Here is a 12,479-nt window from a genome sequence, read left to right as displayed (position 1 = left end):
GACCGCAGACTTGCGCCCGCGACCAGCCCGAGTATCCCCACCCAACCGCACGCCAGAGCCTCCGACCAGGCATGTTCGAAGATGGCGATGACTCCTTGAAGGTCACGACGTTCTTGCGGGCCAGGCGCTCCTCGATCCAGGCGTGCAGTGCGTCGCCCTTGAAGACGCCGTTGTGCAGCAGGAAGGCCAGCGCCGCACCGGGCTTGCCGAAGTGGCGTGCCCAGCCGTCCTCGAAGGACGCGAACTGCATCTCCCTGAGGGTCGCTTCGAGCTCGGGCACCGTATAGCCGGCCGCCAGCAGCGCCCCGACGACGGCGCCCGCCGATGTGCCCGCCACCCGCCGTACGGTGTGCTCGGCGCACAGCTTCTGCAACGCACCGACGAAGGCGATCCCCTTGACCCCTCCGCCTTCCAGAACCAGGTCCACCCGGGACTTCGTCTCCGGGCCGGCAGCCGCGTGTGGTTCCACCGTCCTCACCCCCGTCACGGTGGCGGGCGCGCCCACGGTGGCGTGCCGCGCTGTCACACCTCTTGCACTCGAGCATCCTCACAAGTGCGGACCGTGTCCAGGATGTCGACAGGAGTCGGCACATGGCCGGTTTGCTGCCCGTGCTCGCAGCTGTCGTCGATGCCGTACGTGTCCCAGGCGGGGAACGGGTCGACGTCGGGGAGGCGTTCGCCGGGCCGTACGAGACAGTCCGTCAAGGCGGCTTGAATCCCGTCGGCATTCAACTGGACGCCGATCAGGACCAGTTCCTGCGCATACGGTGCCTCGGGGTCACGCACGGCCGACGGCTCGAAGCGGGCCACGGAACCGGCCTGCGACCACAGCCCCGTCACCCCGGAGCCCGCCAAGGTGAAGAAGCCCTTCGAGCGCAGCACCCGGCCGAACGCGCCGCCTTCCAGCTCCTCGGTCACGAAGGTCCACAACCGGTCCGGATGGAAGGGGAGTTCGGAGCGGAAGACAGTCGACGAAATACCGTACTCCTCCGTCTCCGGCACATGGTCGCCGTTGAGCTCCCGCACCCAGCCCGGCGCCTGCTGGGCGCGTTCGAGAGCGAACAGGCGGGTGCCGAGGACCTGGTGGAGGTCCACGCGTCCATGGGTGGCCGGGATGATGCGGGCGAGGGGGTTGAGGCGGGCGAGCGTCGCGCGTAGCCCGTCGGCGGCGCGGGAGTCGGCCAGGTCCAGCTTGTTGAGGACGATGACGTCCGCGAACTCGACCTGGTCGACGAGGAGATCGCTGACGGTGCGTTCGTCGTCCTCGTACGGGGCGAGGCCGCGTTCGGCGAGTTCGTCGCCGCCTGCCAGTTCCGGCAGGAAGTTCGCCGCGTCCACGACCGTGACCATGGTGTCCAGCTCGGCGACATCGCCGAGAGTTGCGCCGTCGTCGCGGGCGAAGGCGAAGGTGGCCGCGACCGGCATCGGCTCGGAGATGCCGGAGGACTCGATCAGGAGGTGGTCGAAGCGTCCTTCGCGGGCCAGCCGGTCGACCTCCTCCAGCAGGTCGTCGCGCAGGGTGCAGCAGATGCAGCCGTTCGTCATCTCGACGAGACGTTCCTCGGTCCGCGACAGTGCGGCCTCGCCGCCGCGCACCAGCGCGGCGTCGATGTTGACCTCGCTCATGTCGTTGACGATGACGGCCACCCGCAGGCCCTGGCGATTGGCGAGGACGTGGTTGAGCAGCGTGGTCTTGCCCGCCCCCAGGAAGCCGGACAGAACGGTGACGGGCAGGCGGGCATGCGGCTTGTCGTACGGCATCGCGGGCTCAGCCTTCGGGGCGCAGCAGCCCGCGCTCGTACGCCTTGACCAGGTGCTGCGGCACCAGGTGGCGCACGCCGTCGAGGGTGAGCGGTACGAGTTGCGGGGTGGTCGCCTTCCACTGGGCGCGGCGGTGGCGGGTGTTGCTGCGGGACATCTTCCGCTTGGGGACAGCCATGGGAAACCTCCTCGGTGGGCAAGCACCGAGGACGCTACATGAAAATGACTCCCATTAACAATTGGGTGATGGGCGGTTCACCGGCGGCTGCGCACGCGTGCGTCCCGCGGTGGCTGGATGAACTGCAGTTCCAGCGTCACGGGCGGCTCGGCGACGCCCGGACCGCCCGCCGCCGCCCAGCCGGCGAGCTCCTCCGTGCACTCGTCGTCCATGGCGAAGCCGACCCAGGTGGCCCGCCCGCCGGCCCGGCGCCCCGCCGCGGAGGGCTGGACGACGATGACGTTCGCCTGGTCGCAGGGGCCCAGACAGTCGGTCGTACGTACCTGGAAGCCGTGCTCGGCCGCCGCGGCGCGCAGCCGCTCCAGCTGCCAGGCGTGGTCGGTGCCGGGGTGTTTGCGCGGGTCGCCGCAGCAGCAGCCCCGGCAGACGACGAGAGTGCAGGGGCGCTGCTGGGCCGCGCCGATCAACGTGCGGCGGGGGGAGGGAAACGCGGATGGCATGGGAGAAGCATGATCCATCCGCCTTGCGTCCCGCCGCACCGGGGCGGACGAATCAGAACCGGGCGCCGATGTCCGCCCCGCTCCGCGGTACCGGGAACTGCGGTGCCGACGGCAGCGTCGACCACGAAGCGCTCGCCCTGGTAGGCGCCGAGTGTGACGTCATCGATGCCGCGCTCACGGCCGCTGCCGTTCGGATCACCGCATTCCTGCGCATGGGGTTCTCCCGCCTCCGCCTGCCTGTGGTGTCGCTCAGCAGTGGCCGCCGGTGGCGGGAAGGTTGCCCACCACCGGCGGCGGATACGGAGCCGGAGTACTTGGACCGGTCGCGTCAGTCGCCGGCGTGGTCGCGGTTGTTGCAGGCGTCCTCCACCGACTGATCGGTGACGGGTGCGAACACCGGGACGAGCGCGAGTGCTTCCTTGCAGAGGCCGGTGGCGAGGGGGCTTCGGTGGCTGACGTTCATGTGGCCGTGGGGGTTGTTGTCGTTGTCGGCGTGGGCTGGGGTGGCGAGCGCAAGTCCGGTCATGGTGAGCACGGCAAGCACACTGATCTTCTTCATAGCCCAGTCAACGACCTCGGATCGGCCCAGGTCACGCGGGCGTCCTCGGTCTTATGACGGCTACCACGAGGGTCGACAGCCGACGTGCAGGAGTTGCCTGCGGGCCGCGCGGGCGGCCGCCACGGCGCGCACGCGCGTCGGCGCCAGGTGTTCGTGTGGGACATGCCCGGTTACGGTGCATCGCAGATGTCCGCCGGGCAGGACGTCTCCCTGGCCGCCCAGGGCCGGGTCCTCACCGAACTCCTGGCGCACTGGGGACTTGCCGAACCGCTGGTGGTGGCCCACGACTTCGGCGGTGCCGTCTCCCTGTGGGCGTATCTGCTGCACGGAGCCCGCTACCGGGCGCTCGCCCTGGTCGATCCGGTCGCGCTGGTGCCCTGGTACGCGAGTACATCGGCTCGCCCGGCAGCCCCGGCCTGCACCCCGCCGTGCTGGACCGGCTCGCCCAGCAGGGTCCAGGAAGACGCTCCCGCCGAACTCGCCGTGGTCCTCGTCGACTTCCTGCAGAGCATCCCTGACGCCGGTGGCTGAGGCTTGCCAAGGAAACGATCACTCCGCTGAACCGGGGTTGCGCTGTTTGGCATGGAAGCGCGCCTTCTTCTGACGATTCCCGCACGTGTTCATGTCGCACCATTTGCGGGTGCGGCTTTGGCTGGTGTCGAAGAAGGCCGCTCGGCAGGTCGGTGATGCACACAAGGCCAGCTTTCCGTCGCGTTCGCCCGCGATGATGCTGATCGCGTCGGCGGCGACCACGCTGAGGGCGTCTTCCACGCGGGAAGCCGGGCTGAGCCGCCACTGCCGCCTGCCCTCGGGCGTCAGGATCGCCGCGGCCCGGCCCTGGGCGCTGCAGTCGTTGATGACCTGGACGGCAGGCGCAGGGAGTGCGTCCTGGAGCGCGGCCGCTGTCGCGGCGGCGTGGATCGACTCCCTCAGTTCCCGGGCCAGGTCGAGCTGGGCAGGGGTGCAGGAGTCCACTGCGAGGCCGCTCACCGTCAGCCAGTCGACGAGTCGCTGCGGCGTGGGAATGCGCTCCACGGCGCTGCCATGACGCTCCGACAGAGTGCCCGTGAAGCTGGTCGCCAGGACGCTGCCGAGGCGGAAGTCAGGGAACCCATCACGCATGGAACCACCTTAGCCGGTTGCGGCGTGCCTTGTGGAACTGTTAGAACCGTCTCAGCCGGTTCCGTGATGGCCAGGAGGTCTCATGCCCCGTCCAGCCAACGACGTACAAGCATTTGAAGCCCACGCACCTGACGCCGACCTCGACGATCTGCGCGCCCGATTGGCCGCGGCGCGGCTACCGGAGGCCGAGACGGTCTCTCGCGCCGCGGCCGGCCCTCGCCGCTGGGAACAGGGCGTTCCTCTCGCCGACCTGGTCGACGTCGTGAACTACTGGCGTACCGGGCACAACTGGCGGTCGTTCGAAGAGCGCCTCAACGGGATCGGCCAGTTCCGTACGACCATTGATGATCTGGGAATCCACTTCCTGCACCGCCGATCCGCGCGTGCGGATGCCACTCCACTGATCCTGACGCACGGCTGGCCGGACAGCATTGCTCGGTTCATCGACGTGGTGGACGAGCTGACGGATCCGAAAGATGCGGACACTCCGGCGTTCCACGTCGTGGTCCCGTCGCTGCCGGGCTTCGGTTACAGCGACAAGCCGGCCACCACGGGTTGGGGAACGGAAAGGATCGCGGCCGCATGGGTGGAACTGATGGGGCGGCTCGGCTACAGCAAGTTCCTGGCCCACGGCGGCGATTGGGGAGGAAACATCACCACGGTCCTCGGCGGCAGGTTCCCGGCGCACGTTCTCGGTATCCACACGACGTTCGCGGAGGAACCGCCCGGGCTGTCGACGGACGGGCTGACGGCGGTCGAGCGCAGGTGGGCCGAGGAGACCCGCCATTTCTGGCTTCACCGGGCGGCCTACGCGAAGCAGCAGGCGACCCGGCCGCAGACCATCGGCTACTCGCTCGTCGACTCACCGGTCGGGCTTCTCGCCTGGATCCTCGACAAGTTCGCCGACTGGTCGGACACGGAGGACAGCCCGTTCGAGACGATTTCCAGGGACCGCGTTCTCGACGACGTCACCCTGTATTGGCTGACGCGGACGGGTGCGTCGGCGGCCCGCATCTACTACGAGAGCCACAACTCGCTCGACCCCGAGCTTCGGGTCGACGTGCCGTCAGCACTCACCATGTATCCCCGCGACATCGAGAAGTGCCCGCGCCCCTGGGCACAGGAGCGGTACCTGCAGATCGTCCGATGGAGTTCCCCGGAAACCGGGGGGCATTTCCCGGCGCTGGAAGTTCCCGAGTATTTCGTCAAGGACCTGCAGGAAGGCCTCGCGGCAGTGCTGGCTGCCACTCGCTGATCGTCGACAGACGTCGCTCGCTCCCACATACGGAGTCCGGCCCTGAACCGGGAAGCGGGACAGATCTAGGGTGGGCGCGTGACCGACAGCAACAAACGCCCGATTGCCGTGTTCGACCTGGACAACACGCTCGCCGACACGGCCCACCGCCAGCGGTTCCTGGAACGCAAGCCGCGTGACTGGGACGCGTTCTTCGCCGCCGCACCGGACGACCCGCCGATCCCTGAGGGCATCGCGCTGGTGCTGGAGAGCGCGAAGGAGTGCGAGATCGTCTATCTCACCGGCCGGCCCGAGCGCTGCCGGCGCGACACGCTGGACTGGCTCGCCGCGCAGGGTCTGCCCGACGGGCGCGTCCACATGCGTCGCAACGACGACCGCCGGCCCGCCCGCCGCACCAAGCTGGAGATCCTGCGCAGCCTGGCCCGCACCCGGGACGTCCGCGTGCTCGTCGACGACGACGAACTGGTCTGCGAGGACGCCGAACGGGCCGGCTTCCCGGTCGTACGGGCCCACTGGACGGCCCCGTCGGCCGCCCTGGAGACGGCGCAGGAGGTGGAGGGCCGGACTTGAGTGGTCCGGCGGCCCGGTCCGCCCCGCGCGTCAGGCGCCGTGCGGCGGCCCGCCTGCGTCCGGCCGGTCGAGGTCTGGCGCGGTGGCAGCATCGTCCGCCCGGCGTGTGAGGTGCCTGTCGGGCGGTGGCCTTCCGCGAGGCCGGTCGGGCGTTTTTCGCGGACTGGCCTGCCGCCCTTGACCCGGCCGGGGTCGTGGAGCGGGCCCGGCTGTTCATGGAGCGGCGCCACTTCCCGAACGTCATGCCAGACCTCGGCCCCTCGGGCCTGCTCGTCCGGCGCCTTCCCGAGACGTGCTCCATCTGCCCGGTCCGTCGGGCGCCCGCCCGAACCCTCCCCGTCAGGCCGACTCGTCCAGGCGGAAGCCCACCTTCAGGCCCACCTGCCAGTGGGCGATCTGGCCCTCCTCGATCTGGCCCCTGACCTGGGTGACTTCGAACCAGTCCAGGTTGTGGAGGGTCTGCGAGGCGCGGGTGATGCCGTTGCGGATGGCCTGGTCGACTCCGTCGGGTGAGGTGCCGACGATCTCAGTGACCCGGTAGGTGTGGTTCGTCATGCGGGTGCTCCTCTCCGTGACACCTGCGTCACGCGTCACTCCACCGTGCCCCAAGGCGGGGCGGAGCGCGACACGTCCGGGCTGCTTTCCTGCTTGGGTGTGCGGCGCGCGCGCCGTCGCGAGCGGGCGCCCTTCGCCCGCGGTTTGCGGGCGGCCTCGTCGCGGCCGGGCGGTGGCGTTTCGGCCGGGCGGTCGTTCCAGGCCTCGTATCCCTGGAACCCGTCGCCCCCGTCCGGCGGCGCGTCCTGTGGGGCGAAGGATGCCGCCGAGATCCCGCGCCGCGATGAGGAGGCCTCCTTCACGGCGGCCAGGGCCAGGGTTTCGGTGTCGGGTTCCTCTGCCGCCGTCCGGTAGGTGATCGTGTCCGGCAGCATGACGAGCGACGTCGTGCCCGACTGCTCGCCGGCGGGGCGGAGCTGGACGCGGATGCCGTGCCGGCCGGCCAGCCTGCCGACCACGAACAGTCCCATGTGCTGGGAGATGTCGGCATCCACGGTCGGCGGATTGGCCAGCTTGCGGTTGATCGTCGCGAAGTCCTCCGCGGGCAGCCCGATGCCCTGGTCGTGGATCTCGAGCATGATGCGGCCGTCCGGCAGATGGACGGCGGTCACGCGGACCTCCGAGTGCGGGGAGGAGAACGAGGTGGCGTTCTCCAGCAGTTCGGCCAGCAGATGGACGAGGTCGGTCACGGCCCGGCCGTGGATCTCGGCCTCCGGAATGCCGGAGAAGGTGATGCGCTCGTACTGCTCCACCTCGGAGGAGGCGGCACGGATGACGTCGATCAGCGGCAGGGGCCGGTCCCACTGGTGGGCGGGTTTCTCGCCGCCGAGTACGAGGAGGTTCTCGCCGTTGCGGCGGAACCGGGTGGCGAGGTGGTCCAGCCGGAACAGGTTCTCCAGCTGGTCCGGGTCGGTCTCGTGATCCTCCAGGTGGGTGATCAGAGCCAGTTGACGCTCGATCAGCGACTGGTTGCGTCGGGACAGGTTGGTGAAGATCGTGTTGATGTTGCCGCGCAGCAGGGCCTGTTCGGCGGCGAGCCGCACGGCCTCGCGGTGCACGTGGTCGAAGGCGCGGGCGACTTCGCCGATCTCGTCGGTGCTGGTGATCGGGATGGGTGCGACCCGGGGGTCGACCTGGACGGGGGCGGCCCGTGACAGCCGGGTGATCAGTGCGGGCAGCCGCTGCCCGGCGATATCGATGGCCGAGGCGCTCAGCCGGCGCATACGGCGGCTCATGGTGCGCGCCACCCAGGAGGCGAGGAGGAAGGCGACGAGCACGGACGCGATGACGAGCACCGCGTTGATGATCGCGTCACGGCGGGTGTCGCCGGCGATGTCGCGGGCGCCCGTCAGGGCCGTGTCGGTGAGGTGGACCTCGATGCTGCGGTAGGCGTCGAAGCCGAGCGTGGACGCGGCGAAGAACGACTCGGGCGTGATGCCCTCGGCGGTGAGCTGCGCGGTCGTCCGGCCGGCGGCGATCTGGCCGACCATCTTGTCCAGGTCGGGCGGGGCGACGTAACTCCGGCCCGACGCCTTGGCCTTGGCCGCCGCCTCGGTCCGCTGCTGCTCACCCCGTGCGTCCGCAGCGGCCAGTGCCTTCCGCAGCCGTGCCATGTCGTCGGCGGTGCCGGCACCCGCGTACTCCTGGAGCGCGACCTTTTCGAGGTAGGCGTACGAGCGGAAGGACGCCAGCTGGGTGTCCAGTTCGCCCGGGGTGAGGGTGCCGCGGTCCTCGGCCAGCAGATGGGTGCCGATGGAGCGGATCAGGGACTCGGCCGCCTGGGTCAGGGAGATGGCGTAGAGGGTGCGGCCGAAGCTCGCCTGGTTGTTGCTGCCGAAGCCCAGCTCGTTCGAGATCTCCATCAGCGGGTGCTGGACGAGGTGGTAGCTCTCCTCCGTCTGCACACCGTTCAGGCGGGAGGTGAACGCGTTCGCGCGCACCGTCGGCAGCTGCTTCTCGCCGGCGCGGACCAGTCCGACGCGCCGCACGAGGCCGGAGTTCCGCGGCATGCGGTCGACGGCCCGGTCGAACGCCCTGGCATCCTCGTCGGTGGTCCTGCGGGCCTGCACGACCGCGGCGGCGGTCCGCTCGCCCTTCAGCAGCGGGATGACCGACACATCACGCTCGTTGATCGCGTCACTGGCGTACTTGTTCGCCGCCTGCACCAACTCGGCCACCCGGACCGCATCGTCGGCTGTCTGCCAGGTGTCCACGGAGTGCTTGACCCGGATGCCGCCGAGGACGAGGGCGACGACGACCGGGATCAGCAGCACGGCCCTCAGACGCCTGGCCACGGGCCAGTTGCCGGTCAGGGACCTCCGTGGTCGGCCTTCGGGTGTCGGGGAAACCGTGTTCGACAAGATCGTCCTATCGCTGCGGGATCGCCTGACGCTCGACGCAGGCCCGGCATATCTCTTTACGTCCCGCCTACCGCCCACCGTTCACTCGGCGCGCCATAACGCCGTTTTTCATGCGGTCAGTTGTGGCTTGTGTGCTGTGGGCGGCCGTCCGAGGAGCTTTTTGAACGCGGCCGTGTAGGCGGCGGGGTTGTCGTAGCCGAGCAGGGCCGCGATGCGGGTGACGGGCATGCCCGCGGTGAGGTGCTGCAGGGAGTGCAGGATGCAGGCGCGCCCGCGCCACTGCGAGAAGCTCAGACCGGTGCCGCTGCGGAACAGACGGGCGAGCGTGCGTTCGCTGATGTTGAGTGCCGCGCACCAGCGCGCCGGCGGGTCATGGATGTCCGGCTTCTGCAGGAACGCCTCGCACAGTCCGCGCAGCCGCGGCTCGGACGGCAGCGGCACATCGAGGGGCAGCGGCGTGAGGTTCCTGAGCTCGTGCAGGAGCAGGGCGGCGAGTGCCGCGTCGCGGCTGTGCTCGGCGTAGCACGGTTCCATGTCCACGGCGGCCAGGAGCAGCGCCCGCAGCAGGTCGGAGACGTCGACGGCCTGGCAGCGGGCGGGGAACCACGGCACCGCGGCGGGTTCGAGGTAGAGACTGCGGGTGCTGACGCCCGTCATCGTGACCTGATGCCTGGTCAGGGGAGGGATCAGCACCGCGCGGGCCGTGGGAATCGTCCAGTTGCCGTCGTCCGTCTCGACCTGCATGACGCCGGTGGCCGCGTACAGGACCTGGGCGCGGCGGTGCTCGTGCCGGACGAGCAGATGGTCGTGGGGGTAGTCGGTGCCGATGGCCAGCACGGCACGGCCGAGGTCGTCCACCTCCGCCACCGGGATGTTGCGCATGCCGCGAGATTACGCACAGCCACCCGTCTGTGTCTGCTGCGCGTAGGAGATTGGCCACCCATCGATTGCCCGCCATGCCGCCGGATCCCTAGCGTCTGACCAGTGCTGATCTCCTTCTCCACCCTCCTGTTCCTCGGCTGTCTGACCGGCCTGACGACGGTCCTCTTCGGCTTCGGCGGTGGCTTCATCACGGTTCCCGTCGTCTACGGCGTCCTGAGCGTGACGGCGTGTTCCGCTGCGGACGCCATGCACATCGCGGTGGCGACCTCGGCGGCGGTCATGGTCGTCAATTCCGTGGCGGCGGCGCTGGCCCAGTGGCGTCAGGGCCGACTGTGCCGTACGTATGTGTGGCCGCTGGCGGCGTTCATCGCAGTGGGCGCGGGCGCCGGATCGTTTGCGGCCACTCTGATCGGCGGTACGGCTCTGCGCCTGCTGTTCGCCGCCTATCTGCTGGTGACGATCGCCGACAGTCTGCTGCGCAAGGGTTTCCTTGCGGTGGCGCACCACACGGGCCCGAAGCCGCTGGGCCGGGCCACGACCACCCTCGGCGGAACCGGAACCGGAACCGGAATCGGTCTCGTGGCCGCCGGCCTTGGCGTGGGCGGCAGCGTCATGACGGTCCCACTCCTGCGCCGAAGGGGCCTGCCCATGGCCGAGGCGACCGCCATCGCCAACCCGCTCAGCGTCCCCGTCGCCGTGGCCGCGACCCTCGTCTACGCCCTCGCCCCGACCGCACCGGCCTGCACGGGCCAACTCGGCTACGTCGACCTCACCGCGGGCGCCGCACTGCTCCTCGGCTCGCTGCCCACCATCGCGTTGGCGAGGCGGCTCACCGCCCGGGTCCCGGACCGCGTCCACTCCATCGCCTACGTCGTGCTGCTCCTGGTCGTACTGGTCGTGATGGTGGCCGTGGAGGGCCGCCATCCCGTCGGATCCTGACCGGGACGGCGGCCGGTGTTCGTGCGGTGGTCCGGGTCAGGACGGGGCCACGGCGCGGCCGGTCTGCGGGGAGATCATGCCTGCGCACAGGTTGCGAGCGGCCAGGCCCTGCGCGATACGGGGGATCGCGGCGACCGTGTTGGCGGGCCAGTCGTGCATGAGGATGACCTGCCCGTTGGTGAGCCGGCCGGCGGCGGCCACGATCGCATCCGTACTGGCGCCGTTCCAGTCCTGCGAATCGACCTGCCAGAGGATCTCGGTCAGGCCGTACTTGGCTTCCACGGACTTCACGGTCGCGTTGGTCTCGCCGTACGGCGGCCGGAACAGTCTCGGCGTGCCGCCCCCCGCGGCCGCGATGGCCTGCTGGGTGCGGGAGATCTCCGAGTCGATCTGTGCCTGGCCGAGCTGGGTGAGGTGCGGGTGGGTGTAGCTGTGGTTGCCGACCCACATGCCCGCGGCGACCTGGGCCTTCACCTGCGCCTGGTAGGCGGCGGCGTAGCGGCCCTCGTTGAACATCGTGGCCCGCAGCCCGTTCTGCTTCAAGGCGCCCAGCAGAGCCGGTGTGTTGCCGGACGGGCCGTCGTCGAAGGTGAGCCCGACATAGCCGTTGCAGGTGGCGGCCTGTGCCGGAGCGGCGTGGAGGGTGAGGGTGCCCGTGGCGGCCAGGGCGACGGCGGCCAGCGTCGTCGTCCAGGGACGTAACGGGAGACCTCGTCCGGTGCTCATCCCGACACCGTGATGTTGGAGTTGCCGCTGCTCTGGTAACCCTCGGTCGCGAGGATCATGTAGTACTTGAAGCTGCCGAGGGGCATTCCGGCGCGGGCCCAGGCGTCGAAGTGGTTGCCGGTGGTGATGGTGCCGCCGGTCCGTTTCGACTGCCGCACGCTCCAGTACTGGTTGAAGGTCCTGGTGCCCTCGACGGACGGGGCGTTGTACCGCGTCGTCTGGTAGATGTCGTACGTGCCGCCGTCGCTGGAGACCGTGCCCTTGTACGTCCCCGTGGGCCGGTAGGTGCCCCAGTTGTCGACGATGTAGTACTCGACGAGCGGGTTGGACGTCCAGCCGTACAGCGAAAGATAGCCGTTGCCGGACGGGTTGAAGCTGCCCGAGTAGCTCACGTTCCTGCGTCCGCCGGTGCTCCAGCCCTTGCCGGCGACGAAGTTGCCGGTGTTCCTCCAGCTGGTGCTGTAGCTGCCGCCGGAGTTCAGGGTCATGGAGACGGTGCCCTGGGAGTCGGTCCAGAACGAGTAGTAGAAGCCGTTGTCGGTGCCGGTCTGGTTGGTGGTGATGACCGTGGCGGCGCGGGCGGTGCCGGGCAGGGCCAGCGCCGCGGTGGTGCCCAGCAGCAGCGCGCAGGCGCCCCTGCGGCTCATCGAGTGTGCGGGTGCGATGTCCATGTGCGTTGTTCCTCCTCGTCGTCGAGGCCGGATTGAAGCCGGGTTTTGGTCCAAGAGTGTTGGCCTGCCCCCGTCAAGCGTCAATAGTTTCGGCATTGATCGCGAAACATTCGTATGGTTGGGCAGCAGTTATCTGCCAGAGGAGGAGATATCCAGACCACTACCGGACGCGATATCCCGAATGTTTCGAAGGCTTTCCGGACACTCCAAGTGGTCCCGGATCTGCCTCGCAGGGGGCGAAGAGGGCACCGCCCGCCGGGGTGCGTCATCGGCGCGGCCCTCGGCGCGGTTGGCTCGGAGGACAACGGTGCGAGCGCCAAGAGGAGCGCCTCGAACGGCGCTGAGCAGGAGACGGCGAAGGCCGGGAGCCGTCCGCCGTCACAACTGACAGGCCCGACCGC

The 12,479-nt window shown here is 69.6% G+C and carries 14 protein-coding genes and 1 pseudogene; 4 read left to right on the top strand and 11 right to left on the bottom strand.

Features of this window, described 5'->3' with window-relative positions:
* The 5 genes from AB0N07_RS47735 to AB0N07_RS47715 form a co-directional block, all read right to left on the bottom strand.
* On the bottom strand, positions 1-478 hold a 478-nt coding region (locus tag AB0N07_RS47735; RefSeq protein ID WP_365846760.1), incomplete at its 3' end, for a patatin-like phospholipase family protein.
* Positions 479-522: 44 nt separating this feature from the next.
* On the bottom strand, positions 523-1,761 hold the full coding sequence (locus tag AB0N07_RS47730) for a GTP-binding protein (RefSeq protein ID WP_365846758.1): 1,239 nt from the start codon (positions 1,759-1,761) through the stop codon (positions 523-525).
* A gap of 7 nt (positions 1,762-1,768) precedes the next feature.
* A complete protein-coding gene (gene rpmF / locus AB0N07_RS47725) occupies positions 1,769-1,939 on the bottom strand; it encodes a 50S ribosomal protein L32 (protein WP_115910778.1) in 171 nt (56 codons plus the stop codon).
* Between the two features lie 77 nt (positions 1,940-2,016).
* Positions 2,017-2,439, bottom strand: coding sequence for a (2Fe-2S) ferredoxin domain-containing protein (locus AB0N07_RS47720; RefSeq protein WP_365846756.1), 423 nt, complete (start codon positions 2,437-2,439; stop codon positions 2,017-2,019).
* Positions 2,440-2,767: 328 nt separating this feature from the next.
* Positions 2,768-2,998 (bottom strand): hypothetical protein, encoded by a 231-nt coding sequence (locus AB0N07_RS47715; protein ID WP_365846754.1) that lies wholly within the window; start codon positions 2,996-2,998, stop codon positions 2,768-2,770.
* Positions 2,999-3,136: 138 nt separating this feature from the next.
* Between AB0N07_RS47715 and AB0N07_RS47710 the strand changes: the two are divergent.
* A pseudogene (locus tag AB0N07_RS47710) lies at positions 3,137-3,447 on the top strand (alpha/beta fold hydrolase); the annotation flags it as partial.
* Positions 3,448-3,547: 100 nt separating this feature from the next.
* Here AB0N07_RS47710 and AB0N07_RS47705 read toward each other — a convergent pair.
* Positions 3,548-4,120 carry a CGNR zinc finger domain-containing protein gene (locus tag AB0N07_RS47705; protein WP_365846752.1) on the bottom strand — a complete coding sequence of 191 codons (573 nt, stop codon included), beginning with the start codon at positions 4,118-4,120 and terminating at the stop codon, positions 3,548-3,550.
* 82 nt (positions 4,121-4,202) lie between these two features.
* Here AB0N07_RS47705 and AB0N07_RS47700 point away from each other — a divergent pair, with 82 nt between their 5' ends.
* Together AB0N07_RS47700 and AB0N07_RS47695 are read left to right on the top strand one after the other, a co-directional pair.
* Positions 4,203-5,375, top strand: coding sequence for an epoxide hydrolase family protein (locus tag AB0N07_RS47700; protein WP_365846750.1), 1,173 nt, complete (start codon positions 4,203-4,205; stop codon positions 5,373-5,375).
* Positions 5,376-5,453: 78 nt separating this feature from the next.
* The gene (locus AB0N07_RS47695) at positions 5,454-5,945 is read left to right on the top strand and encodes an HAD family acid phosphatase (protein ID WP_365846748.1); all 492 of its coding nucleotides are present in this window, start codon (positions 5,454-5,456) and stop codon (positions 5,943-5,945) included.
* A gap of 339 nt (positions 5,946-6,284) precedes the next feature.
* Here the strand turns inward: AB0N07_RS47695 and AB0N07_RS47690 are convergent, their stop codons facing one another.
* The 3 genes from AB0N07_RS47690 to AB0N07_RS47680 form a co-directional block, all read right to left on the bottom strand.
* Positions 6,285-6,500, bottom strand: a complete 216-nt coding sequence (locus tag AB0N07_RS47690; protein ID WP_123969177.1) for a dodecin — start codon at positions 6,498-6,500, stop codon at positions 6,285-6,287.
* A gap of 35 nt (positions 6,501-6,535) precedes the next feature.
* Positions 6,536-8,794 carry a nitrate- and nitrite sensing domain-containing protein gene (locus AB0N07_RS47685; RefSeq protein WP_365846746.1) on the bottom strand — a complete coding sequence of 753 codons (2,259 nt, stop codon included), beginning with the start codon at positions 8,792-8,794 and terminating at the stop codon, positions 6,536-6,538.
* Between the two features lie 174 nt (positions 8,795-8,968).
* Complete coding sequence (locus AB0N07_RS47680) at positions 8,969-9,742, bottom strand: helix-turn-helix transcriptional regulator (RefSeq protein ID WP_365846744.1); 774 nt, start codon at positions 9,740-9,742, stop codon at positions 8,969-8,971.
* A gap of 102 nt (positions 9,743-9,844) precedes the next feature.
* On the opposite strand from AB0N07_RS47680, the gene AB0N07_RS47675 reads away from it, so the two are divergent.
* On the top strand, positions 9,845-10,681 hold the full coding sequence (locus AB0N07_RS47675; RefSeq protein ID WP_365846742.1) for a sulfite exporter TauE/SafE family protein: 837 nt from the start codon (positions 9,845-9,847) through the stop codon (positions 10,679-10,681).
* Positions 10,682-10,717: 36 nt separating this feature from the next.
* Here the strand turns inward: AB0N07_RS47675 and AB0N07_RS47670 are convergent, their stop codons facing one another.
* Positions 10,718-11,407 (bottom strand): polysaccharide deacetylase family protein, encoded by a 690-nt coding sequence (locus AB0N07_RS47670; protein ID WP_365846740.1) that lies wholly within the window; start codon positions 11,405-11,407, stop codon positions 10,718-10,720.
* Positions 11,404-12,078, bottom strand: a complete 675-nt coding sequence (locus AB0N07_RS47665) for a glycoside hydrolase family 11 protein (protein ID WP_365846738.1) — start codon at positions 12,076-12,078, stop codon at positions 11,404-11,406. The genes AB0N07_RS47670 and AB0N07_RS47665 overlap by 4 nt, the downstream gene beginning before the upstream one ends.
* Positions 12,079-12,479 lie beyond the last annotated feature (401 nt).

Source organism: Streptomyces sp. NPDC051172 (genome assembly GCF_040682555.1).
Taxonomy (GTDB): Bacteria; Actinomycetota; Actinomycetes; order Streptomycetales; family Streptomycetaceae; genus Streptomyces.
Note: the sequence above shows the minus strand (reverse complement) of the source record. Positions and strands in the feature narration are given on the sequence as shown.

What these genes read in the sequence shown, in the direction of transcription:
- AB0N07_RS47680 (WP_365846744.1), bottom strand. Translation starts at nt 9,742, where the DNA reads ATGCGCAACATCCCGGTGGCGGAGGTGGACGACCTCGGCCGTGCCGTG.
- AB0N07_RS47705 (WP_365846752.1), bottom strand. Translation starts at nt 4,120, where the DNA reads ATGCGTGATGGGTTCCCTGACTTCCGCCTCGGCAGCGTCCTGGCGACC.
- AB0N07_RS47730 (WP_365846758.1), bottom strand. Translation starts at nt 1,761, where the DNA reads ATGCCGTACGACAAGCCGCATGCCCGCCTGCCCGTCACCGTTCTGTCC.
- AB0N07_RS47700 (WP_365846750.1), top strand. Translation starts at nt 4,203, where the DNA reads ATGCCCCGTCCAGCCAACGACGTACAAGCATTTGAAGCCCACGCACCT.
- AB0N07_RS47715 (WP_365846754.1), bottom strand. Translation starts at nt 2,998, where the DNA reads ATGAAGAAGATCAGTGTGCTTGCCGTGCTCACCATGACCGGACTTGCG.
- AB0N07_RS47670 (WP_365846740.1), bottom strand. Translation starts at nt 11,407, where the DNA reads ATGAGCACCGGACGAGGTCTCCCGTTACGTCCCTGGACGACGACGCTG.
- AB0N07_RS47720 (WP_365846756.1), bottom strand. Translation starts at nt 2,439, where the DNA reads ATGCCATCCGCGTTTCCCTCCCCCCGCCGCACGTTGATCGGCGCGGCC.
- AB0N07_RS47665 (WP_365846738.1), bottom strand. Translation starts at nt 12,078, where the DNA reads ATGGACATCGCACCCGCACACTCGATGAGCCGCAGGGGCGCCTGCGCG.
- AB0N07_RS47690 (WP_123969177.1), bottom strand. Translation starts at nt 6,500, where the DNA reads ATGACGAACCACACCTACCGGGTCACTGAGATCGTCGGCACCTCACCC.
- rpmF (WP_115910778.1), bottom strand. Translation starts at nt 1,939, where the DNA reads ATGGCTGTCCCCAAGCGGAAGATGTCCCGCAGCAACACCCGCCACCGC.